Origin of the sequence: Pseudomonas sp. BIGb0381 (genome assembly GCF_024809815.1) — a bacterium.
In the GTDB taxonomy this organism is placed as follows: Bacteria; Pseudomonadota; Gammaproteobacteria; order Pseudomonadales; family Pseudomonadaceae; genus Aquipseudomonas.
On sequence record NZ_JANUEN010000004.1, the window covers coordinates 219,276 to 241,980 of the forward strand.

Below are 22,705 nucleotides of genomic sequence, written 5' to 3' on the forward strand. Positions count from 1 at the left end.
TGGTTTGAAAAGACTGCAAAGCGGGCTTGGTAAACAAGGATTAATCGACAGCAGGTCGAGTGCGTATTTACAGGCGGCGTAGAAAGGATTTGACGATATGACGTGTGGCGTCGGTAGTGTCTATATCGTCCACGGCGCCATAAGGGTGCCACTGGCAATCGACAATCTCGTTCAAAGGCCGTGCATCCGCGATATTCACCACCGAGGCTTCAAACACATGGTGCACGGTGTCGCGGGCTTTAAGCTCCTGCAAGTACAGCAACCCGTCCACGTTCAACCCGGTTTCCTCTTCCAGCTCCCGTTCGGCCGCACCGACCGGGCGCTCGTCGCGTTCGACCTTGCCACCCGGCAAGGCCCATTTTGATCTGGCCTTGCGCACGAAGAGGATATGCCCTTCGTGTTCGCAAATGACCGTTGCGCGTATTTTCATCGTCTGTGCCCCGCAGCGGGATGAGTGTCATAAAAGTGTAATGCAATTGTCATGCTAAGTGGTTATGGCGCGCCGCGATGGGGATGTGGATACTGCTCGATTGATGAAAACGGACGAGGAAAACAGATGAGCAGCGTACGTTGGGGCATGATCGGGTGTGGCAGTGTCACTGAGTTGAAGAGTGGACCCGCTTTCTACAAAGCGCCAGGCTCGGCGCTGGTGGCCGTGATGGGGCGGCGCGAGGACGCTGTGCGCGATTATGCGTCACGTCATGGAATTGCCCGTTACTACACCAACGCCCAGGCGTTGATCAACGACCCCGAAGTGGACGCGGTGTACATTGCCACGCCGCCCGACAGCCACCTGGAATACAGCCTGATGGTGGCGGCGGCCGGCAAGCATTGCTGCGTCGAGAAGCCGATGTCGCTGAACGCCGAACAGAGCGCGCTGATGCAGCGCACCTTCGAACGTGCCGGGCTGCACCTGTTTGTTTCCTACTACCGGCGCTCGCTGCCGCGCTTCCAGCAAGTGCGCGCGTGGCTGCAGGAAGGGCGCATCGGCACGTTACGCCACCTGACCTGGACCCTGTGCAAGCCGCCGGCCGCCGAAGATGCCAGCGCCGCCAACTGGCGTACCGACCCGGCCATTGCCGGTGGCGGCTACTTTGCCGACCTGGCCAGCCACGGTTTTGACCTGTTCCAATACCTGGCCGGGGACATCGTCGAGGTCTCGGGCTTTACTGCGCGACAGGCCGGGCACTATGCGGCCGAGGACGCCGTGACGGCCTGCTGGACATTCAGTTCTGGCGCACTGGGCATGGGCTGCTGGAACTTTGTCGCTGATCGCCGGGAGGATCGAGTGGAGTTGATCGGCAGCCGGGGACGTATTCAGTTCTCGGTGTTCGAAGACCAACCGCTGCGCCTGGAGGGCGAAACGCATGAGGTGCTGGAAGTCCCGTGCCACGCACATATCCAATGGCACCACGTACTTGCCATGAACGCGCATATTCGCGGCGAAGCCGAGCACCCGTCGCTGGCGATCGAGGCATTGAAGACCGATCGGATCCTGGACAAGGTGCTGCAACGTAATCCCAATCTGCCTGGATGATGTTTCAAGGAATCGCTGAATGAAATACTGGATGGTCCTGTGGCTGGCACTTGCCACAACGGCAATGGCAGCCCCGCGTAACCAAGGGACGCCTGGGGAATTTGATTTTTATGTGTTGTCGTTGTCATGGTCGCCGACCTTCTGCCTGACGCACCCGGACAACGAACAGTGTTCGGGCAAGGGCTACGGCTTTGTGCTGCACGGTTTGTGGCCGCAATACGCGCGCGGAGGGTGGCCGGCCTCTTGCGCGCCGCAATCACGGTTGAGCCGCGAAGAGATGGACAAGGGCGCGGCGCTGTTCCCGACGCGCTCGCTGCTCAAGCACGAATGGGCCAAGCACGGCACCTGCAGCGGGCTGGAGCCGCTGGCGTACTTGGAGAAAACCGATACGGCGTTGGGCGTGGTTACCATTCCGCAACAACTGCAACCGTTCAACACGCCGGCGTCGTTGCCGGCCCGCGAGATCGAGGCGCTGTTTCGCGAGAGCAACCCGCGCATGGGCAACCATGGGCTGGCGGTGATCTGCAAAGGCAAGGTGCTGTCGGAGGTGCGTGTGTGCCTGACTAAAGACTTGGCCTTCGCCGGCTGCCCGCGCAGCGTAAAAACTCAGTGCCGTGACGGCGATATCCGCATCCCCACGCAGCGCTAAGGCAGCATTGCCACGCGGTAGCGCTCGTCAAAGTCTTCGGCCAACTGCGCCAGGGTGACCTTGCCCAGTCGTTTCAACAGCAGTGCCTGGGCTTGTTCGAAGGCATCCGTGAGCGCTGCATTCACTGCCTGCTCCACCAGGCACTCGGGGTGATCGGTGGACAGGCCGATGGCGAATATCGAGGGCGTGCCCAGGGCGTTGTGAATGTCCAGCAGAGTGATTTCACTCAGTGGTTTGCCCAGGCTCCAGCCGCCCTGATGGCCCTTTTCCGAACGCACATACCCTTTCTCCTTGAGCAGCCCCAGGGTGCGCCGCACCACCACCGGGTTGGTGCCCAGCATCTGCGCGATGGTCTCCGAGGTGGCGCGTTCTTCATGGCGGCCCATATGGATCAGCACGTGGAGCATGCGCGACAGGCGCGTGTCGTTTCTCATCGATCAGCCTCAGGTTGGGTCAGTCGAAAGTATCGTTCGTAACCCGAAAAGTTGCGAGACACTTGACGGTCTATTTTTATGTAACTTATGGTGTGTCGTGAAAGTGCGCGGATAACCCCGTGCACACAACATGGAGTCACTTTCATGATGTACGACGTGATTATCGTGGGCGGCAGCTATGCCGGCCTGTCTGCGGGCCTGCAATTGGCAAGGGCGCGGCGCCAGGTGCTGGTGATCGATGCGGGGCAGCGGCGCAACCGGTTTGCCGCCACCTCCCACGGGTTTCTCGGCCAGGACGGCCAGGCGCCGGAGGTCATTGCGGCCGAAGGGCGCAGCCAGTTGATGGAATATCCGACGGTCACCTGGGTGCAGGGCAGTGCGGTTCAGGTCAACCCACAGGCTGAGGGTTTCAGAGTACGTACCGAACATAGCGGTACGTTTCACGCCAGACGCCTGATCCTCGCCACCGGAGTGGTGGATGAACTGCCGGCGGTCGAAGGCTTGAAAGAGCGCTGGGGGACGCGAGTGTTCCATTGCCCCTACTGCCATGGCTATGAACTGGACCAAGGCCGTATCGGCGTCCTGGCAACCTCACCCCTGGCGATGCACCACGCGCTGATGCTGCCGGACTGGGGCACCACCACCTTGTTCACCAATGGTGTGTTTACCCCGGATGCCGAGCAACAGGCGCAGTTGGATCGACGTGGGGTCAGCGTGGAAAAAGCTGGCGTGCGGCGTATCAGCGGCGAGCGTGCCGACCTGGAATTGCACGATGGCAGGGTGTTCAACCTCGACGGGATCTTCACCATGTCCCGCACGCGCATCGGTCCGTTGGCCGAACAACTGGGCTGTGAATTGACCGACGGCCCCACCGGGCCTTACCTGCACACCAACGACACTCGCCAGACCTCGGTGCCCGGCGTGTTTGCCTGTGGTGATGCATCCCTCGCCGCCGGGTCCGTGGCGCTGGCTGTGGGCGAGGGCGTACGCGCCGGGGTGGGCGCACATTTCTCGTTGATCAACGCGTGAAGCCATTGCCGCCGCAGGGGCATTTTGTTCAATACCGCTGCGCGCGGGCCTTATACCGTGGAGCCCTGTTTACGCCTCATCATAAAAAGGGAACCGCAATGAGCTTGATCATTTCCATGGCCGCCTTCGCCCTGGCCACGTCCATCACGCCGGGACCGGTCAATGTGGTCGCCCTGAGTTCAGGCGCGCGCTTCGGTTTTGTCGCCAGCCAGAAGCATGTGTTCGGTGCCGCCGTTGGCTTTACCTTGCTGTTGGTACTGATCGGCCTGGGTTTGCACGAGGTGCTGCTGCGCTGGCCCATCCTGACCCAACTGATCCAGTGGGGTGGGGTGGCTTTCCTGCTGTACATGGCCTGGAAACTGGCGGTGGATGACGGTCGGCTCGACGCGGAGGGCGGCGCGACCGCGCCGTCGATGCTCTACGGCGCGATCATGCAGTGGCTCAACCCCAAGGCCTGGCTGGCCTGCGTGGCGGGGATGGGCTTGTTTGTGGCCGACGGCGACGCGGCGCAGGTCTGGTTGTTTGCCAGCCTCTACCTGGTGATCTGCTACCTGTCGGTGGCGTGCTGGGCCTATGCCGGGACCTTTCTGCGCCGCTACTTGGACAATCCCCACGGCGTGCGCCTGTTCAACCGCTCAATGGCCGCGTTGCTGGTGGCCAGTGTGGGTTATTTGCTGATGGCTTGAGCACCTCGCGGTATTGCCCTGGGGTGGCGGCAAAATGCTGTTTGAAGGTGCGCTGGAAGTGCGCCTGGTCGGCAAATCCCGCAGCGAGGGCCACATCGGCGATCAACTCGCCATTGCGCAGCCGGGTGCGGGCAAACTGGATGCGCTGGTTGACCAGGAACGCATGGGGTGTCAGCCCGTAGTACTGCTTGAAGGCGCGGATCAGGTACGACGGCGACAGTTCGGCCGCCAGGCAGATATCTTCGAGTTTCAACGCCTCGGTGCAGTGCACACGGATGTACTCGGCGGCACGCTCCAGTTTTTGGTTGACCTCGCGCATCGGTGTGGGTGAAGGGTTCAGGCGCTGCTGGACTTCGCTGAAGTAACTCACCAACGCGCTTTGCTTTTGCAGGAGCTCGGCCTGCTCATTCACCAGCATCCGGTACAACGCCAGCAAGCCGCTGTACAGCAGCGGGTCACGGGTATGCGGCGTATTGAAAGCGCGATAACCCTGGTCGGTGCTGAAGCCCAATTGGTACTGCAATTCGGTCAGCCAGGGCGTGTCGAGGTAGAGCATGTGATAGGACCATGGCTGGTCGTGGATAGGGTTGCACGCATGCACATCGCCCGGGTTCATCAGTACCACGGTGCCGGCGCTGATCTGGAATGTATCGGCGCCGTAATGGTAATAGCTGCGCCCGGTGGTGATCGCGCCGATGGAAAAATGCTCATGGGCGTGACGGGTATAAGTGACCTTGCGCCCGTCGGCGATGGTGCGCGCTTCGATGAACGGCAGGCGCTCGTCGCGCCAGAAGCGCGGCGCGGCGGGGCAAGGGGCGGTCAGCGTCATGGGCACGACTCCAGGGCAATCAAGATCAGTAACGGATCGTTGCACAGACCCTGGCGTTTGTGTAGCCGTTGGCTTGGCAGGGGGGCACGCAGTGATCCGATTGTGCGGCACACCCACGCGGGACGTGGGCGTGCAGATCGCTCAGAGCGGCTCTGGGCACGGCACCAGAAAGGCAGCCTCCAGCAGTTGGCGCGTATACGAATGCTGAGGATCGGCAAAGATCGTCCGCGCATCGCCCTGTTCCACCACCTGCCCCTGCTTGACCACCATCAGTTGGTGACTCAGCGCCTTCACCACCGCCAGGTCATGGCTGATAAACAGGTAGGTCAGGTTGTACTTGGCCTGCAGGCTGCGCAGCAATTCCACGACCTGACGTTGTACCGTGCGGTCCAGCGCCGAGGTCGGTTCGTCCAGCAAGATCAGGCGTGGCTTGAGCACCAACGCACGGGCGATGGCGATACGTTGGCGTTGGCCGCCGGAGAATTCGTGGGGGTAGCGATGGCGTGATTCAGGGTCCAGGCCGACCTCCTTGAGCGCTGCGATAATCGCTGCTTCCTGCTCGGCTGGCGTGCCCATCTTGTGAATGCGCAGGCCTTCGCCGACGATCTCGCTGACGCACATGCGTGGGCTCAGGCTGCCGAACGGGTCCTGGAACACCACCTGCATTTCCCGGCGCAACGGGCGCACCTGTTGCTGGGTCAGCGTGTCCAACTGCTGGCCTTCGAAACGAATCCCGCCCTTGCTGGCAATCAAGCGCAGGATCGCCAGGCCCAGGGTGGATTTGCCCGAGCCGCTTTCGCCGACGATGCCCAGGGTCTGGCCCTGGGGCAGGCTGAAGTTGATCCCATCCACCGCTTTGACGTAATCGACGGTGTTGCGCAAGAAGCCTTTCTTGATCGGGAACCAGACTTTCAAATCGTCCACTTCCAGCAGCGGCGGCCCGACTTCGTTGGTGGCCGGTCCACCACTGGGTTCCGCGGCCAGCAGTTCCTGGGTGTATGGATGCTGGGGCGACTGGAACAGCGTCTCGCACTCGGCCTGTTCGACGATGCAACCTCGTTGCATCACGCAGACGCGGTGAGCAATGCGTCGCACCAGGTTCAAGTCGTGGCTGATCAGCAGCAAGGCCATGCCCAGGCGTGCCTGCAACTCCTTGAGCAACTCCAGGATCTTCAACTGCACGGTGACGTCGAGGGCCGTGGTCGGCTCATCCGCGATCAACAGCTCTGGCTCATTGGCCAGGGCCATGGCGATCATCACCCGCTGGCGCTGGCCGCCCGACAGTTCGTGGGGCAGAGCCTTGAGCCGTTTGTGCGGCTCGGGGATGCCCACCAGCTCCAGCAACTCCAAGGTGCGCCGGGTCGCGACCTTGCCGGTCAGGCCCTTGTGCAGGCCCAGCACTTCGTTGATCTGTTTCTCGATGCAGTGCAGCGGGTTCAACGACGTCATTGGCTCCTGGAAGATCATCGCGATGCGGTTGCCGCGAATATGCCGCAGGGTCTTTTCCTTGAGGGTCAGCAGGTCTTGCCCGGAATAGGTGATGGTGCCGGACGGGTGTCGGGCCAGCGGGTAGGGCAGCAGGCGCAGGATCGAGTGGGCGGTCACCGATTTGCCGGAGCCGCTTTCGCCGACCAGGGCCAGGGTTTCGCCGCGCTTGATATCGAAGCTGACGTTGTTGACCACGCGGTGGTGATGCTCGCCCGTGACGAACTCGACGGAGAGGTCGCGGATTTCGATCAGATTGTCCTGATTCATCTCATTTCCTCGGGTCAAAGGCATCGCGAGCGGACTCGCCGATAAACACCAGCAAGCTCAACATGATCGCCAGCACGGCAAACGCGCTCATGCCCAGCCATGGTGCCTGCAGGTTGGATTTGCCCTGGGCCACCAGCTCCCCCAGCGAGGGCGAACCGGCCGGCAGGCCAAAGCCGAGGAAATCCAGGGCGGTCAGGGTGCCGATGGCGCCGGTGAGGATGAACGGCATGAAGGTCATGGTCGAGACCATGGCATTGGGCAGGATGTGGCGGAACATGATCGCGCCGTTTTGCATCCCCAGTGCCCGGGCCGCGCGCACGTATTCGAGGTTCCGCCCGCGCAGGAACTCGGCGCGCACCACGTCCACCAGGCTCATCCAGGAAAACAGCAGCATGATCCCCAGCAGCCACCAGAAGTTCGGTTGCACGAAGCTGGCGAGGATGATCAGCAGGTACAGCACCGGCAAGCCGGACCAGATTTCCAGGAAGCGCTGTCCGGCCAGGTCGACCCAACCGCCATAGAAGCCCTGCAAGGCCCCGGCGATCACGCCGATGATCGAGCTGAGCACGGTCAACGTCAGGGCAAACAGCACCGACACTCGGAAGCCGTAGATCACCCGCGCCAGCACATCGCGGCCCTGGTCGTCAGTGCCCAGCAGGTTGACGCTCGAAGGCGGCGCGGGGGCCGGTACCTTCAGGTCGTAGTTGATGCTCTGGTAGCTGAACGGGATCGGCGCCCACAAGGTCCAGGCGTCCTTGGCCTTGAGCAGTTCCTGGATATACGGGCTCTTGTAGTTGGCTTCCAGCGGGAACTCGCCGCCGAAGGTGGTTTCCGGGTAGCGCTTGAGCGCCGGGAAATACCAGTCGCCGTCGTAGTGCACCGCCAGTGGCTTGTCGTTGGCGATCAGCTCCGCGCCCAGGCTCAGCCCGAACAGGATCAGGAACAGCCACAGCGACCACCAGCCACGCTTGTTGGCCTTGAACCGCTCGAACCGGCGGCGATTGAGGGGGGACAGGTTCATCTCAATGCTCCCGGCTGGCGAAGTCGATACGCGGATCGACCAGGGTGTAGGTGAGGTCGCCGATCAGTTTCACCACCAGCCCCAGCAGGGTGAAAATGAACAGTGTGCCGAACACCACCGGGTAGTCGCGGTTGATCGCCGCTTCAAAGCTCATCAGGCCCAGGCCGTCGAGGGAGAAGATCACTTCCACCAGCAACGAGCCGGTGAAGAAAATCCCGATGAACGCCGACGGGAACCCGGCGATCACCAGCAGCATCGCGTTACGGAACACATGACCGTAGAGCACGCGGTGGTTGGTCAGGCCCTTGGCCTTGGCGGTGATCACGTATTGCTTGTTGATCTCGTCGAGAAAGCTGTTCTTGGTCAGCAGCGTCATGGTCGCGAAGTTGCCGATCACCAGCGCGGTGATGGGCAACGCCAGGTGCCAGAAGTAATCGAGCACCTTGCCGCCCCAGCTCAACTCATCGAAGTTGTTGGACGTGAGCCCGCGCAAGGGAAACCAGTCAAAATAACTGCCGCCGGCAAACACCACGATCAGCAGGATCGCAAACAGGAACGCCGGGATCGCATAACCGACGATGATTGCCGAACTGGTCCACACATCGAAATGGCTGCCATGTCGCGTGGCCTTGGCGATCCCCAGTGGGATCGACACCAGGTACATGATCAGCGTGCTCCATAACCCCAGGGAGATCGATACCGGCATCTTTTCCTTGATCAGGTCGATGACCTTGGCGTCACGGAAGAAACTGTCGCCGAAATCCAGCCGGGCGTAGTTCTTGACCATGATCCACAAGCGTTCCGGCGCCGATTTGTCGAAGCCGTACATCTTTTCGATTTCCTTGATCAGCGCCGGGTCCAGGCCCTGGGCGCCGCGATAGCTGCTGGAACCGGCCACCGAGACTTCGGCGCCGCCGCCGGCAATGCGGCTGGTGGCGCCTTCAAAGCCTTCGAGCTTGGCGATCATCTGCTCCACCGGGCCACCGGGGGCGGCCTGGATGATGATGAAGTTGATCAGCAGGATCCCGAACAGCGTCGGGATGATCAGCAACAGGCGGCGAACAATATAGGCCAGCATTTAATCGCCTCCGCTCGCCGCATCGGCGCTGGTGTTTGTGTTCGCGTCTGAGGTGACGGCAGATTTTACGTTGGGTTTTGCCCACCAGGTGGCGGTGCCCACGTCATAGCGCGGCGGGGTTTTCGGATGGCCGAGGTGGTCCCAGTACGCCACGCGGAAGGTCTTGATGTGCCAATTGGGGATCACGTAGTAGCCGAACTGCAGCACACGGTCCAGGGCCCTGGCATGGGCGATCAGGCTTTTGCGCGAGTCGGCGTCGATCAGTTCTTCCACCAGTTGGTCGACTGCCGGGTCCTTGAGGCCCATGTAGTTACGGCTGCCAGGTTTGTCGGCGCTGGAAGACTTCCAGAACTCCCGTTGTTCGTTACCCGGCGAAGTGGACTGCGGGAAGCTGCCCACCATCATGTCGAAGTCCCGGGAACGCACACGGTTGACGAACTGCGAGACGTCCACCCGGCGGATCACCAGGTCGATGCCCAGGTCCGCCAGATTGCGCTTGAAGGGCAGCAGGATGCGCTCGAACTCGGTCTGGGCCAGCAGGAACTCGATGGTCACCGGTTTGCCTGTGGTGTCGACCATCTTGTCGTCAACGATGCGCCAGCCGGCCTCCTGCAGCAGTTGGTAGGCCTCGCGTTGCTGGGCGCGGATCATGCCGCTGCCGTCGGTTTTGGCCGGCTCGAAGGCCTGGGTGAAGACTTCGGCCGGGATTTTGTCGCGCAGGGGTTCGAGGATTTTCAGCTCATCCGGGCCGGGCAGGCCGGTGGCGGCCATTTCGGAGTTTTCGAAGTAACTGCGGGTGCGGGTGTAGGCGCCGTTGAACAGCTGTTTGTTGCTCCATTCGAAGTCCAGCAACAGGCTGATGGCCTTGCGCACGCGCACGTCCTGGAACATCGGCTTGCGTGTATTGAACACAAAACCTTGCATGCCGGTGGGGTTGCCGTTGGGAATTTCTTCCTTGATCAACCGGCCCTCGGTCACGGCCGGAATGTTGTAGGCGTTGGCCCAGTTCTTGGCGCTGAATTCCAGCCAGTAGTCGAACTGCCCGGCCTTCAAGGCTTCCAGGGACACGGTGCTGTCGCGGTAGTAGTCGGTGATGCGGTTATCGAAATTGTAGAAACCCTTGGTGATCGGCAGGTCCTTGGCCCAGTAGTCCTTGACCCGCTCGTAGCGGATCATGCGCCCGGCCTTGACCTCGGCCACCTTGTACGGCCCGCTGCCCAGGGGCACTTCCAAGTTGCCCTTGGCAAAGTCCCGCGTGGCCCACCAATGCTTGGGCAGCACCGGCAGTTGCCCGAGGATCAGTGGCAATTCGCGGTTGTTGGTGCGCTTGAACTTGAACAGCACCCGCAGGGGGTCTTCGGCGATCACTTCATCGACATCGGCGTAGTAGGTGCGGTAGATCGGCGAGCCTTCCTTGATCAGTTCCTGGAAGGTGAACACCACGTCTTCGGCACGGATCGGGTGGCCGTCGTGGAAACGCGCCTCGGGGCGCAGGTAGAAACGCACCCAGCTGTTGTCCGGGGCTTTTTCGATCTTGCCGGCGACCAGGCCATACTCGGTGATGGGTTCGTCCAGGCTCTGCATGGCCAGGGTGTCGTAGATCAGGCTGACATTGTCGGCGGGCACGCCCTTGCTGATAAACGGGTTGAGGCTGTCGAAGCCGCCCATGCTCGACTCGCGGAAAGTGCCGCCCTTGGGCGCATCCGGGTTGACGTAGTCGAAGTGCTTGAAGTCGGCGGGGTATTTCGGCGGCTCGTTGTACAGCGTCAGTGCGTGTTGCGGGGCGGCGTGGGCCGTGGTGCACAGCAACAGGCTGCCGAGCAGTACGTTGCGCAAATACATCATTGGGCTTTCTCCGAAGCTTTCAGCCACCACGCCCTCAGGCCCAGGCTGTAGGGCGGCGTGGCGACGAAGGCGAACCGGTTGCGGTACGCCAGGCGATGATAGTTGAGGTACCAGTTGGGAATGCTGTAGTGCTGCCACAGCAGCACCCGGTCCAGGGCGCGGCCGGCAGCCAGTTGTTCTTCGCGGGTCTGGGCCGCCAGGAGTTGTTCCAGCAGGTGATCGACAATGGGGTTGGCGATGCCCGCATAGTTCTTGCTGCCCTTGATCGCGGCCTGACTGGAGTGGAAGTACTGCCACTGCTCCAGGCCGGGGCTCAAGGTCTGGTTGAGGGTGATCAGGATCATGTCGAAGTCGAATTGATCCAGGCGTTGCTTGTACTGGGCGCGGTCGACGGTGCGCAGGCGTGCGTCGATGCCGATGCTGATCAGGTTCTCGACATAGGGCTGCAGGATGCGCTCCAGGTTCGGGTTGACCAGCAGTATCTCGAAGCGCAGCGGTTGCCCGTCCTTGTTGAGCAGGCGTTGGCCCGACAACTTCCACCCGGCTTCGCCCAGCAGCGCCAGGGCACGGCGCAGGGTTTCACGGGGGATGCCGCGCCCATCGGTCTGGGGCAGGCTGAAGGCTTGGGTAAACAGGTTGGGCGGCAGCTGTTCGCGGTACGGGGAGAGCATCAGCCATTCATGGCCGGTTGGAACACCGGTAGCGGCGAATTCGCTGTTGGGGTAGTAGCTGAGCGTGCGTTTGTAGGCGCTGCTGAAGAGGGTGCGGTTGGTCCACTCGAAGTCGAACATCAGCCCCAGGGCTTCACGCACCTTGGTCTGACTGAAGGTCGGTCGCCGGGTGTTCATGAACAGGCCCTGGCTCTGGGTCGGGATCTGGTGGGCGATCTGCGCCTTGATCACCTCGCCACGGTTGATTGCTGGGAAGTTGTAGCCATTGGCCCAGTTCTTGGCCTGGTGCTCGATGTAAATGTCGAACTCGCCGGCCTTGAACGCTTCGAAGGCTACGTCGCTGTCGCGATAGAACTCCACTTCGACCTTGTCGTAGTTATAGAAGCCCTGGTTGACCGGCAAGTCTTTGCCCCAGTAATCCTTGACCCGTTCAAACACCAACTGGCGTCCAGGGGTGACCTTGCTGATGCGGTACGGCCCGCTGCCCAGGGGCGGTTCGAAGGTGGTCGCCTTGAAGTCGCGGTTTTTCCAATAGTGTTGGGGCAATACCGGCAACTCGCCCAGGCGCAGGATCAGCAACGGGTTGCCGGCGCGCTTGAACACAAAGCGGATGCGATGACGGTTGAGGATGTCCACCCGCGCCACTTCCTGCAGATTGGTGCGGTACTGCGGGTGGCCTTCGGTCAGCAGGGTGCGATAGGAAAACGCCACGTCATACGCGGTGATCGGCTTGCCATCGTGAAAGCGCGCTTCCGGGCGCAGGTTGAACACCACCCAACTGCGGTCCTCGCTGTATTCCACCGACTGGGCAGTCAGCCCATAGCTGGAGGTCGGTTCATCGCCGGACGGCGCGTACTGACCGGTGCCGACCATCAACGGCTCGTTCAGCTCATTGACGCCGTATTGCAGGAAGTTGGGGGTGGAAACCGGGCTTGAGCCCTTGAACGTATAGGGGTTGAGGGTATCGAAGGTGCCAAATGCCATGACCCGCAAGGTCCCGCCTTTCGGCGCTGCAGGGTTTACCCAATCGAAATGGGTGAATTTGGCCGGGTACTTGAGCGTGCCGAACTGCGTATAACCGTGGCTCTCGGTTATCGTCGCGTTCGCACCAAAGCTCAAGGCCAGACTTATTAGTAGAAGGAGGGGACGCTTCAAGTCAGGGATCCGATCCAGGCGGCTTGGGCTTTATGATCGGTACAGTAACAGCTTGTTCCGGTTGGAAAAAGCCGGTTGGGAACACTGTAGATCCAATGTGGGAGGGGGCTTGCCCCCTCCCACATTGGATCTACAGTGTTCTTGAAACCTTAGCGCGGCCCGGAAACCACCAGCATCTGCCCCGGCTTCAGCGCCTGGCCAGTACGCGGGTTCCAACGCTTGAGATGCTGCATCTCGACGTTGAAGCGCTTGGCGACGATGTACAGCGAATCGCCCTTCTTGACCTTGTACTGCACCGGCTTCTTGCTGTGGGCCTTGGCCACCAGCTTGCGGGTGTCCTGCATCACCAGGGTCTGGCCGACCTTGAGGGCCTGGCCGTTGAGCTTGTTCCAGCGCTGCAGGTCGTGCACATCGACCTTGTTCGCCTTGGCGATCAGCGTGAGATTGTCGCCATTGCGCACCTTGTAGCTGCGAGTACGCCCGGCCACCCGTGCGGTCTCGACTTCGTCGAACACCTGTTTTTTCGGGCGCATCGCCAGCAATTCTTCCGGCTTCATCGTCGAAAGAGTGCTGGTGAGCAATTGCGCCTTGGAACTGGGGACCAGCAGATGCTGCGGGCCATCCAGGGTGGTGCGTTGCTTGAGGGCGGGGTTGAGCTGGAACAGTTCGTCTTCGTCGATCTCGGCCAGCGCGGCAACCCGGGACAGATCCATGCTTTGCTTGACTTCAACCACTTCGAAGTACGGCGTGTTGGCAATCGGGTTCAGGTTGACGCCGTAAGCTTCGGGTGCCAGCACCACCTGGGACAGCGCCAGAAACTTGGGCACGTAGTCTTTGGTTTCCTGGGGCAGGGGCAGGTTCCAGTAGTCGGTGGGCAGGCCGAGCTTCTCGTTGCGCTCGATGGCCCGGCTTACCGTGCCTTCGCCGGCGTTATAGGCGGCCAGGGCCAGCAACCAGTCGCCGTTGAACATATCGTGCAGACGGGTCAGATAGTCCAGGGCGGCGGTGGTGGAGGCGGTGATGTCGCGGCGGCCGTCGTAGGCGCGGGTCTGGCGCAGGTTGAAGTAGCGGCCGGTGGAGGGGATGAACTGCCACAGGCCGACGGCATCGCTGCGCGAATAGGCCATCGGATTGTAGGCACTTTCGATCACTGGCAGCAGCGCCAGCTCCAGTGGCATGTTGCGTTCTTCAAGGCGCTCGACGATGTAATGAATGTAGAGGCTGCCGCGTTCACCGGCGTTCTCCAGGAAGGACGGGTTGCTGGCGAACCACAGGCGCTGTTGCTCGATACGCGGGTTGACGCCCACGTTGTCCTGCAATTGAAAGCCCCGGCGCATGCGTTCCCAGACGTCCTGGGGCACTTCTGGAGCAGGTTTCTCTGAAAGCCAGATGACGGGTTTCTGTTTGATCTTGGCGGCAAGGTTGGGCTTGGGTTGCACGGTGGATTGTGCGGCGAAATTGGTCGATTGGCAGCCCGCCAGCGTGGCGGACACAGCCACCGCCACAGCTTGAGCCAGGCGGGTCAATGCGTCTGAATGGTTGGATTTACGAATAGATGACGACATTGGCTGGAAGTAAGTTCCGGGCAAAAATGTCGGGCGATTCTAGAAAGCACTTGGGTTCCGGTCAACCGTTCAGAAATTACGTATCAGATTGCATCCCTTTAGAACTTATCTTTCCATGCCCTCAAGCTAGCAAATACCTCGGCCCCAGAGCGGTTGTCACGGCCATTCCGTTCGTCCGCTTTTTGTTTAACAGATGTTTCAGAGGTACGCAGGAAGGGGTTGGTACGCTTTTCCAGGGCCAGGTTGGAAGGCAGCGTTATCTCGCCGCGGGCCCGCAGTTGACGGACGTTTTCCACCCGTTCGGAGATGTCGGCATTCTGCGGTTCCACCGCCTGGGCAAACTTGAGGTTACTTTGTGTGTATTCGTGGGTGCAGTACACCAGGGTGTCAGCGGGCAGGGCGGCCAGGCGCTCGAGGGAGGTGTGCATCTGCTCCGGCGTGCCCTCGAACAGGCGGCCACAGCCGGCGGCGAACAGGGTGTCGCCACAGAACAGCACGCCCTGGTGGTAGAAGGCGATATGGCCCAGGGTGTGGCCGGGCACGGCATAGACGTCGAAGTCCCAGCCCAGCACGCTGATGCGGTCGTTATCCTGCAGGGCGGTGTCCCGCGCCGGGATCGGCTCGTTGGCCGGACCGTACACCTTGGCGTCAGTCACACGCTTGAGTTGCTCGACACCCCCGACATGATCGTGGTGATGGTGGGTAATCAGGATGTCGCTGAGGGTCCACGTCGGGTTTTGCTTGAGCCAGGCCAGTACCGGCGTGGCATCGCCGGGATCGACCACGGCGCAACGTTGGGTTTGCTGGTCCTGCAACAACCAGATGTAGTTGTCGGTGAAGGCGGGCAGGGCACTGATCTGTATCATTCTTCGATTCGCCAAGCTGAACACATTGGTGCATCTTAGAACGTCTAGGCGAGTTGGAGAATGCAATGACTGATAAAGCGTTCGCCCAGGCCGATCCTGAGTGGCTGGCCCTGATCGGCGCAGCCCGTGAATGGCTGTCCGGGCCCATCGGGCAATTTCTGCTGGATGAAGAACGGCGCATGCTCGAAGACGAGTTGGGCCGTTTCTTTGGCGGCTACCTGGTGCATTACGGCCCATCGGCCCAGACCCCGCCCGCCGCACCCCAGGTGCAACGCAATGTGCGCCTGGGCGCGCCATTGCCGGGGGTGGAGATTGTGTGCGAGGAGCAGGCCTGGCCGTTGAGCGAGCACGCCGCCGATGTGGTGGTGTTGCAGCATGGCCTGGATTTCTGCCTGTCGCCCCACGGTCTGTTGCGTGAAGCGGCGAGCAGTGTGCGCCCTGGTGGCCATTTGCTGATTGTCGGCATCAACCCTTGGAGCAGTTGGGGGCTGCGGCATGTGTTCGCCCATGATGGCCTGCGCCAGGCGCGCTGCATCTCGCCCTCACGGGTCGGGGACTGGCTGAACCTGCTGGGCTTCGCACTGGAGAAACGCCGCTTCGGGTGCTATCGTCCGCCGCTTGCCTCGGCCAAGTGGCAAGGCCGTCTGGCCGGCTGGGAACGCCGCGCAGGGGCGTGGCAGCTGTCGGGGGGCGGCTTCTATTTATTGGTGGCGCGCAAGATCGTGGTCGGCCTGCGGCCGGTGCGCCAGGTGCTGCGCCAGCCCATGGGCAAACTGGTGCCGATGCCGATGGCCAAGGTCAACCGCAACCAAAGCGAACCGTAGAACTTTTTTGATTTCAGACCTGCCTGTTTTGATGGATGTAACCGATGACCGATAGCGTAGAACTCTTCACCGATGGCGCCTGCAAGGGCAACCCCGGCCCCGGCGGCTGGGGCGCCTTGCTGGTGTGCAAGGGCGTAGAGAAGGAGTTGTGGGGCGGCGAAGCCAACACCACCAACAACCGCATGGAACTGATGGGCGCCATTCGCGGCCTGGAAGAACTCAAGCGCCGCTGCAACGTGCTGCTGGTCACCGACTCGCAATACGTGATGAAAGGCATCAACGAGTGGATGGTCAACTGGAAGAAGCGCGGCTGGAAGACCGCGGCGAAGGAACCGGTCAAGAATGCCGACCTATGGCAATTGCTCGATGAGCAATGCAACCGCCATGACATCACCTGGAAATGGGTGCGCGGGCACATCGGCCATCCGGGTAACGAGCGCGCCGACCAGCTTGCCAATAGAGGTGTGGACGAAGTGCGGGGCTACAAGCAGAGCTGATGTTGGCTGACGTGTTAACATCGCGCCCCTTGACTCACACCACACTGCACACCACACCGTTGAGAGCTGAACCCTGATGGCCATCCGATCTGTTGTACTCGATACCGAAACCACCGGCATGCCGGTGACCGACGGCCACCGGATCATTGAAATCGGCTGTGTCGAACTCATGGGTCGGCGCCTCACCGGTCGTCACTTCCACGTCTACCTGCAACCGGACCGTGACAGTGACGAAGGCGCCATCGGCGTCCACGGCATCACCGACGAGTTCCTCAAGGGCAAGCCGCGTTTCGCCGAAGTGGCCGATGAGTTCTTCGAATTCATCAACGGCGCCCAGTTGATCATCCATAACGCGGCGTTCGACGTCGGCTTCATCAATAACGAATTTGCCCTGATGGGGCAGATGGATCGCGCGGACATTTCCCAGCACTGCTCGATCCTCGACACCTTGATGATGGCCCGTGAACGTCACCCGGGCCAGCGCAACAGCCTCGATGCCTTGTGCAAGCGTTATGGCGTCGACAACTCCGGCCGTGAACTCCACGGCGCCTTGCTCGACTCCGAGATTCTCGCCGACGTTTACCTGACCATGACTGGCGGGCAGACCAGCTTGTCCCTGGCGGGAAACGCCTCCGATGGTGCCGGCTCGGCGGAAGGCTCGGGCAACCGCCCTTCGGAAATCCGTCGCCTGCCGGCGGATCGCAAGCCCTCCACCATCATCCGTGCCAGCGAGCAGGATCTGGCCGAGCATGCGGCGCGGTTGGAGGCTATTGCCAAGTCGGCGGGTGCGCCGGCGTTGTGGACCCAACTGACCCACAGTTGATCTCCATTGCTTTCAGAATCTTCATTCGCGTCATCGTCCCCGAGCTTCTACCCTTGAGTGCATAGCCCTCAGGACGACAAGCACTCATGTACAAAGACCTGAAGTTTCCCGTGCTTATCGTGCACCGCGACATCAAGGCCGACACCGTTGCCGGTGACCGGGTTCGCGGCATCGCCCGAGAGTTGGAACAAGAGGGCTTCAGTATCTTTTCTGCCGTGGACTACGCCGAAGGCCGGTTGGTGGCGTCGACCCATCACGGCCTGGCGTGCATGCTGATTGCCGCCGAAGGCGCCGGTGAGAATACCCACCTGCTGCAAAATATGGTCGAGCTGATCCGCCTGGCCCGCCTGCGGGCGCCGAACCTGCCGATCTTTGCCCTGGGCGAGCAGGTCACCCTGGAGAACGCCCCGGCCGATGCCATGAGTGAACTCAACCAACTGCGTGGCATTCTCTACCTGTTCGAAGACACCGTGCCGTTTCTCGCCCGCCAAGTGGCCCGTGCTGCCCGCACTTACCTGGATGGCCTGCTGCCGCCATTCTTCAAGGCCCTCGTGCAACACACGGCAGACTCCAACTATTCCTGGCACACCCCCGGCCATGGCGGTGGCGTGGCTTATCGCAAAAGCCCGGTAGGGCAGGCGTTTCATCAGTTCTTCGGAGAAAACACCCTGCGCTCGGACTTGTCGGTCTCGGTGCCCGAACTGGGTTCGCTGCTCGATCACACCGGGCCCCTGGCTGAAGCCGAGGCCCGTGCGGCGCGTAACTTCGGGGCTGACCATACCTTCTTCGTGATCAATGGCACGTCCACCGCCAACAAGATCGTCTGGCATTCCATGGTCGGGCGCGATGACCTGGTGCTGGTGGACCGCAACTGCCACAAGTCGGTGTTGCACTCGATCATCATGACCGGTGCCATCCCGCTGTACCTGTGCCCGGAACGCAATGAGCTGGGCATCATCGGTCCGATTCCCCTGAGCGAATTCAGCCCCGAATCGATCCGCGCCAAGATCGACGCCAGCCCCTTGACCCGTGGCCGGCTACCCAAGGTAAAGCTGGCCGTGGTCACCAACTCCACCTACGACGGCCTGTGCTACAACGCCGAGCTGATCAAGCAGCAATTGGGCAACAGTGTCGAGGTGCTGCACTTCGACGAAGCCTGGTACGCCTACGCGGCCTTCCACGAGTTCTTTACCGGGCGCTACGGCATGGGCACCTCGCGCACCCCGGACAGCCCACTGGTGTTCACCACTCACTCCACCCACAAGCTGCTGGCGGCGTTCAGCCAGGCTTCGATGATCCATGTGCAGGACGGCGGCGCGCGCCAACTGGACCGTGACCGTTTCAACGAAGCCTTCATGATGCATATCTCCACCTCGCCGCAATACAGCATCATCGCCTCGCTGGACGTGGCCTCGGCGATGATGGAAGGCCCGGCCGGGCGCTCGCTGCTGCAGGAAATGTTCGACGAGGCCCTGAGTTTTCGCCGCGCCCTGGCCAACCTGCGCCAACACATCGCCGCCGAAGACTGGTGGTTCTCCATCTGGCAGCCGCCGTCGGTGGCGGGCATCGACCTAGTCGCCACGGCGGATTGGCTGCTGCAGCCGCAGGATGACTGGCACGGCTTCGGTGATGTTGCCGAAGACTACGTGCTGCTGGACCCGATCAAAGTAACCTTGGTAATGCCCGGCCTCACTGCCGGTGGCGCCTTGAGCGAGTGCGGTATTCCCGCCGCGGTGGTCAGTAAATTCCTCTGGGAGCGCGGGCTGGTGGTGGAAAAGACCGGGCTGTATTCGTTCCTCGTGTTGTTTTCCATGGGCATCACCAAGGGCAAATGGAGTACCTTGCTCACCGAGTTGCTGGAGTTCAAGCGCAGTTACGACGCGAATGTCAGCCTCGCCAGTTGTTTGCCATCGGTGTTTGCCCAGGGCCCGGCCCGTTATCAGGGCTTGGGTTTGCGCGACTTGTGCGACCAATTGCACAGCTGTTACCGCAGCAACGCCACCGCCAAGCACCTCAAGCACATGTACACGGTGTTGCCGGAAATCGCGATGAAACCGGCCGACGCCTATGACCAATTGGTAAGGGGCGAAGTGGAGGCAGTCTCCATTGATGCCTTGCCAGGACGCATTGCAGCCGTGATGCTGGTGCCTTATCCGCCGGGCATTCCGTTGATCATGCCGGGCGAGCGCTTTACCGAGTCGACCCGGTCGATCATTGACTACCTGGCGTTTGCCCGGACGTTCGATAGCAGTTTTCCCGGTTTTGTTGCCGATGTTCATGGGTTACAACACGAAGATGACGGCAGTGGTCGTTGTTACACCGTCGATTGCATCAAGGGTTAAGGATGTTTATGCAAGCTGTAATGAACCCGAAGTATCCAGGGCTCAGTGTGCGGGTCGCCGATGAAGGCTTTGATGCCTACGTGTGGGGCAATGATTTCAGCTTTGAGGTCAACGCCTATGGTGTGCCGGAGATGGGCAGGCGGGTCGATCAATGGCCTGTAGAACGCATCGTGCCGTACCGCAAGTGTTATGGCATCGACCCGGAAGAGTTCGCCAGTTTCCGCGATGCGCCGGACAGTGCGATCTTCATGGCCTACCTGGATGATCGTGCGGTCGGGCATATCGTGGTCAGTACCAATTGGAATGGCTTTGCCCACGTTGATGAACTGGCGGTGGCCTTGCCTGCCCGGCGGCATGGGGTGGCCAAGTCGCTGCTGGATGTGGCGCAGTTCTGGAGCCGCAAGAAAAACCTGCCGGGCATGATGCTGGAAACCCAGAACAACAACCTGGGCGCCTGCCGTCTGTATGAGCGTTGCGGCTACGTGATGGGCGGGATCGACCACCTGCGCTATCGCGGCATTGACCCGCAAACACGCGAGGTGGCGATTTTCTGGTATCGGTTGTTCAAGACCGACGCCGAGCGGTTTTAACTCGCCAGCAGGCCTTGGGCCTTTTGCGTGACAATCTCCAGCAGCGCATTCAGCGCAGGTGAGGTCACGCCATCCTTGAGTGTCAGCGCATACAGGCTGACCATGATCGGCGGTGACACCGGGCACGCATCCAGACCCGCTTCGCGCGCGCCAAACGCAGTGAACGGGTCAACAATCGCCAGGCCTTCGCCGGCTTCCACCATGCTGCGCATCATCTGGTAGGTCTGCACCCGCGTCTGCACCACCGGCAGCGGGCGCAGGGCCTGGAGCTTGGCGTCCAGCAGGCGGCTGAGCGGGTCGTGTCCTTCGAGCCCGATCATCGACTGTCCGGCCAGGTCTTGCAGCGCAATGTACTTCTGCTTGGGCTTGAGCCAGCCGTGGGGCGCCAGCAATTGCAATTTGCCTTGGGCTAGCACCGTGCTATGGATTTGCGGGTGTTCCGGGTCGTACAGGCTCAAGCCGACGTCGGCTTCGTGCAGCAGCAGGCTGCGGACGATTTCCCGGGTCGGCTGGCTCGACAGGTTGCACGGTGTGTCCTGAAAGCGTCGGCGCAGCAGCGCAATGCTCTGGGGCAGCAGTTGATTGGCCAGTGGCGGCGTGCACAAGGCGCGCAAGGTGGGGGCGTGATGGTGTTTCAGGCGGCTGGCCAGGCGTTGCACCGGTTCCAGGGCTTCGTACACGTGGGCAATTTCTGCCTGCAGCTCCAGGGTTTCCCGTGTCGCCTGCAAACGCCCGCGCACACTGGCAAACAGCATGAAACCCAATTGCTGCTCGGCATCCTTGAGTGCCGCGTCTACATCGCCCACGGGTAGCTGCAACCATTCGGCGGCGGTGCCGAGGTGTCCGGTCTGCAGGATGGCTTGAATCACTTCGAGATGACGTAAACGCATGGCCGGAGTCTATGTGCAGCGCGGAGGGGATTCAATGGCGCAGGCCATCGTGCGCAAAAAAGACGGTGTGGGTCGTGTATGTCGCTGGCGTTCAGCCAGGACCTCACTAGAATGGCTCGTCTGATCATCAACGACCAATGCCGGTTACCGGCACATACAACAAAAACAGGTCTGGTCTCATATGCCTCTACCCTCGACATTTCTCGGGGTAACGGTCAAGCAACTGCTGGTCCTGGTGACCGTAGGCTGCGTGGCTGCTTATCTCTTCAGCAATCACGATGAATCAACCCCGGAAAACCTCGAACTCGAAGCGTTCATCCTTTCCCAGGAACAGGTAGTCGAGCACATCGGCACGGTGCTGGGTATGACGCTGGTCAAGCAGGTGGTGGCGTACCCTGGCTACAATGCACCGGGTTATAAACGCTTGATGTACGAGGTGGAAGGCGAGCGGGGCAGGTTGATGGTGACGCTCAAGCAGGTGGACGGCGGGCAGGGACCTGAATTGACGGAGATTCGCAGCCCGTGATCGCCCGACCCAGTCAATGCCGTCAATGGCCAGGACTGAGCAGGCACGCCTGGGCGATCAATCTTATGAGGCGAGGACGGTTTGCGATTCGCGGACGATAATGGTCCCCGACTGGATCAGTTTGAACTCATCGCCTTCCAGTTTTTCTACACGGTCGCCAATGGCCAGCTTGTAGGTGGTGGTGGGTGCCGAGCCAGCCAGGTCGCCTTGCGCCGGGTTGGATTCCTGGAACTCATGCACCGAATACACGCGTCCTTCTGCGTCTCTGGCATGAAACTGTCCGACTAATACTGCTGCCATCTGTTTAGAACCTCTGGAGATAAACACTCGATATGCGGTTGTGTAGACCGTCATAAAGAGAGGGAGTTTACCTATTGAAAAAAAATACTATTCGCTGATGTTTTCAGACGGTTCCTACGCATCGACTGGCGCGACAAACGTCTGGAGGATTATCAAAACCTTCTGGTGCACCCGCCGCGAAGCCTCTATAACTACAAGCTCCTTTAGTCACACGTCGGGAAACCCCAATGAGCAAGGTCTACACAATTGCCGTTCTGGTTGGCAGCTTGAGAAAAGACTCGATCAACCGCAAGGTCGCCCTGGCACTGGCCGAACTGGCCCCCGCCAACCTGAAGTTGAACATTGTGGAAATTGGCGATTTGCCGCTCTACAACGAGGACATCGACGGGGCATCACCGCCCGCAGCCTACAGTACTTTCCGTCAGCAAGTACGTTCATCCGACGCGGTGTTGTTTGTGACACCGGAGTACAACCGCTCCGTACCCGCACCGTTGAAGAATGCGATTGATGTAGGCTCCCGCCCTTATGGCCAAAGCGCCTGGAGCGGCAAGCCGGGGGCGATCATCAGCGTATCGCCGGGCGCCGTTGGCGGTTTTGGTGCCAACCACCATCTGCGTCAATCCCTGGTGTTCCTTGATGTGCCGTGCATGCAGCAGCCGGAAGCCTACCTGGGCGGTGCGGGCAGCGTGTTTGACGAGTCCGGCAAGGTGTCGGAAAAGACCAGGCCTTTCCTGCAGGCATTTATTGATGCCTACGGCAAATGGGTAGAAAAACAGAGCGCTTGAATCGGCAC

The 22,705-nt window shown here is 61.0% G+C and carries 23 protein-coding genes; 11 read left to right on the forward strand and 12 right to left on the reverse strand.

Annotated features, from left to right (window positions below; genetic code table 11):
- Positions 1-67: 67 nt before the first annotated feature.
- Positions 68-430, reverse strand: a complete 363-nt coding sequence (locus M2397_RS14375; RefSeq protein WP_131700636.1) for an NUDIX hydrolase — start codon at positions 428-430, stop codon at positions 68-70.
- A 126-nt stretch (positions 431-556) separates the two neighbouring features.
- Between M2397_RS14375 and M2397_RS14380 the strand changes: the two genes are divergently transcribed.
- Both M2397_RS14380 and M2397_RS14385 read left to right on the forward strand, forming a co-directional pair.
- Positions 557-1,537 (forward strand): Gfo/Idh/MocA family protein, encoded by a 981-nt coding sequence (locus M2397_RS14380; protein ID WP_131700637.1) that lies wholly within the window; start codon positions 557-559, stop codon positions 1,535-1,537.
- A gap of 19 nt (positions 1,538-1,556) precedes the next feature.
- Positions 1,557-2,186, forward strand: coding sequence for a ribonuclease T2 family protein (locus M2397_RS14385; protein ID WP_131700638.1), 630 nt, complete (start codon positions 1,557-1,559; stop codon positions 2,184-2,186).
- Here the strand turns inward: M2397_RS14385 and M2397_RS14390 are convergent.
- Positions 2,183-2,620 (reverse strand): Rrf2 family transcriptional regulator, encoded by a 438-nt coding sequence (locus M2397_RS14390; protein ID WP_092488675.1) that lies wholly within the window; start codon positions 2,618-2,620, stop codon positions 2,183-2,185. The genes M2397_RS14385 and M2397_RS14390 overlap by 4 nt on opposite strands.
- 144 nt (positions 2,621-2,764) lie before the next feature.
- Between M2397_RS14390 and M2397_RS14395 the strand changes: the two genes are divergently transcribed.
- Both M2397_RS14395 and M2397_RS14400 read left to right on the forward strand, forming a co-directional pair.
- A complete protein-coding gene (locus tag M2397_RS14395) occupies positions 2,765-3,649 on the forward strand; it encodes an NAD(P)/FAD-dependent oxidoreductase (protein ID WP_259243750.1) in 885 nt (294 codons plus the stop codon).
- Positions 3,650-3,747: 98 nt separating this feature from the next.
- Positions 3,748-4,335, forward strand: a complete 588-nt coding sequence (locus tag M2397_RS14400; protein ID WP_131700640.1) for a LysE family translocator — start codon at positions 3,748-3,750, stop codon at positions 4,333-4,335.
- Here M2397_RS14400 and M2397_RS14405 read toward each other — a convergent pair.
- The 8 genes from M2397_RS14405 to gloB form a co-directional block, all read right to left on the reverse strand.
- On the reverse strand, positions 4,277-5,164 hold the full coding sequence (locus M2397_RS14405; RefSeq protein WP_131700641.1) for an AraC family transcriptional regulator: 888 nt from the start codon (positions 5,162-5,164) through the stop codon (positions 4,277-4,279). The genes M2397_RS14400 and M2397_RS14405 overlap by 59 nt on opposite strands.
- 141 nt (positions 5,165-5,305) lie before the next feature.
- A complete protein-coding gene (locus tag M2397_RS14410) occupies positions 5,306-6,919 on the reverse strand; it encodes an ABC transporter ATP-binding protein (RefSeq protein WP_131700642.1) in 1,614 nt (537 codons plus the stop codon).
- Position 6,920: 1 nt separating this feature from the next.
- Positions 6,921-7,940, reverse strand: a complete 1,020-nt coding sequence (locus M2397_RS14415) for an ABC transporter permease (RefSeq protein WP_053134921.1) — start codon at positions 7,938-7,940, stop codon at positions 6,921-6,923.
- A 1-nt stretch (position 7,941) separates the two neighbouring features.
- Positions 7,942-9,018: a microcin C ABC transporter permease YejB gene (locus M2397_RS14420; protein ID WP_027606500.1), complete on the reverse strand. Its 1,077-nt coding sequence runs from the start codon at positions 9,016-9,018 to the stop codon at positions 7,942-7,944.
- Positions 9,019-10,863: an extracellular solute-binding protein gene (locus M2397_RS14425; protein ID WP_131700644.1), complete on the reverse strand. Its 1,845-nt coding sequence runs from the start codon at positions 10,861-10,863 to the stop codon at positions 9,019-9,021.
- Entirely contained in the window at positions 10,860-12,689 is a 1,830-nt protein-coding gene (locus M2397_RS14430) for an extracellular solute-binding protein (RefSeq protein WP_259243753.1), read from the reverse strand. The genes M2397_RS14425 and M2397_RS14430 overlap by 4 nt, the downstream gene beginning before the upstream one ends.
- 149 nt (positions 12,690-12,838) lie before the next feature.
- On the reverse strand, positions 12,839-14,254 hold the full coding sequence (locus M2397_RS14435; protein ID WP_184745836.1) for a lytic transglycosylase domain-containing protein: 1,416 nt from the start codon (positions 14,252-14,254) through the stop codon (positions 12,839-12,841).
- Between the two features lie 98 nt (positions 14,255-14,352).
- Positions 14,353-15,120 (reverse strand): hydroxyacylglutathione hydrolase, encoded by a 768-nt coding sequence (gene gloB / locus M2397_RS14440; RefSeq protein ID WP_145337271.1) that lies wholly within the window; start codon positions 15,118-15,120, stop codon positions 14,353-14,355.
- A gap of 65 nt (positions 15,121-15,185) precedes the next feature.
- Here gloB and M2397_RS14445 point away from each other — a divergent pair, with 65 nt between their 5' ends.
- From M2397_RS14445 to M2397_RS14465, 5 genes are all read left to right on the forward strand, one after another.
- Positions 15,186-15,944, forward strand: a complete 759-nt coding sequence (locus M2397_RS14445; RefSeq protein WP_131700648.1) for a class I SAM-dependent methyltransferase — start codon at positions 15,186-15,188, stop codon at positions 15,942-15,944.
- Between the two features lie 44 nt (positions 15,945-15,988).
- Complete coding sequence (rnhA, locus tag M2397_RS14450) at positions 15,989-16,441, forward strand: ribonuclease HI (protein WP_003173571.1); 453 nt, start codon at positions 15,989-15,991, stop codon at positions 16,439-16,441.
- 82 nt (positions 16,442-16,523) lie between these two features.
- Positions 16,524-17,264 carry a DNA polymerase III subunit epsilon gene (gene dnaQ / locus M2397_RS14455; protein WP_167655525.1) on the forward strand — a complete coding sequence of 247 codons (741 nt, stop codon included), beginning with the start codon at positions 16,524-16,526 and terminating at the stop codon, positions 17,262-17,264.
- 86 nt (positions 17,265-17,350) lie between these two features.
- A complete protein-coding gene (locus M2397_RS14460; RefSeq protein WP_259243760.1) occupies positions 17,351-19,606 on the forward strand; it encodes an Orn/Lys/Arg decarboxylase N-terminal domain-containing protein in 2,256 nt (751 codons plus the stop codon).
- An 8-nt stretch (positions 19,607-19,614) separates the two neighbouring features.
- Complete coding sequence (locus M2397_RS14465) at positions 19,615-20,196, forward strand: GNAT family N-acetyltransferase (RefSeq protein ID WP_131700651.1); 582 nt, start codon at positions 19,615-19,617, stop codon at positions 20,194-20,196.
- Here M2397_RS14465 and M2397_RS14470 read toward each other — a convergent pair.
- Positions 20,193-21,086 carry a LysR substrate-binding domain-containing protein gene (locus tag M2397_RS14470; RefSeq protein ID WP_131700652.1) on the reverse strand — a complete coding sequence of 298 codons (894 nt, stop codon included), beginning with the start codon at positions 21,084-21,086 and terminating at the stop codon, positions 20,193-20,195. The two genes, M2397_RS14465 and M2397_RS14470, sit on opposite strands and share 4 nt — an antisense overlap.
- 181 nt (positions 21,087-21,267) lie before the next feature.
- Here M2397_RS14470 and M2397_RS14475 point away from each other — a divergent pair, with 181 nt between their 5' ends.
- Positions 21,268-21,612 (forward strand): hypothetical protein, encoded by a 345-nt coding sequence (locus tag M2397_RS14475; protein WP_131700653.1) that lies wholly within the window; start codon positions 21,268-21,270, stop codon positions 21,610-21,612.
- A 63-nt stretch (positions 21,613-21,675) separates the two neighbouring features.
- On the opposite strand, the gene M2397_RS14480 is transcribed toward M2397_RS14475, so the two are convergent.
- Complete coding sequence (locus M2397_RS14480) at positions 21,676-21,912, reverse strand: hypothetical protein (RefSeq protein ID WP_065927911.1); 237 nt, start codon at positions 21,910-21,912, stop codon at positions 21,676-21,678.
- 227 nt (positions 21,913-22,139) lie between these two features.
- Here M2397_RS14480 and M2397_RS14485 point away from each other — a divergent pair, with 227 nt between their 5' ends.
- A complete protein-coding gene (locus tag M2397_RS14485; RefSeq protein WP_131700654.1) occupies positions 22,140-22,697 on the forward strand; it encodes an NADPH-dependent FMN reductase in 558 nt (185 codons plus the stop codon).
- Positions 22,698-22,705: the final 8 nt, after the last annotated feature.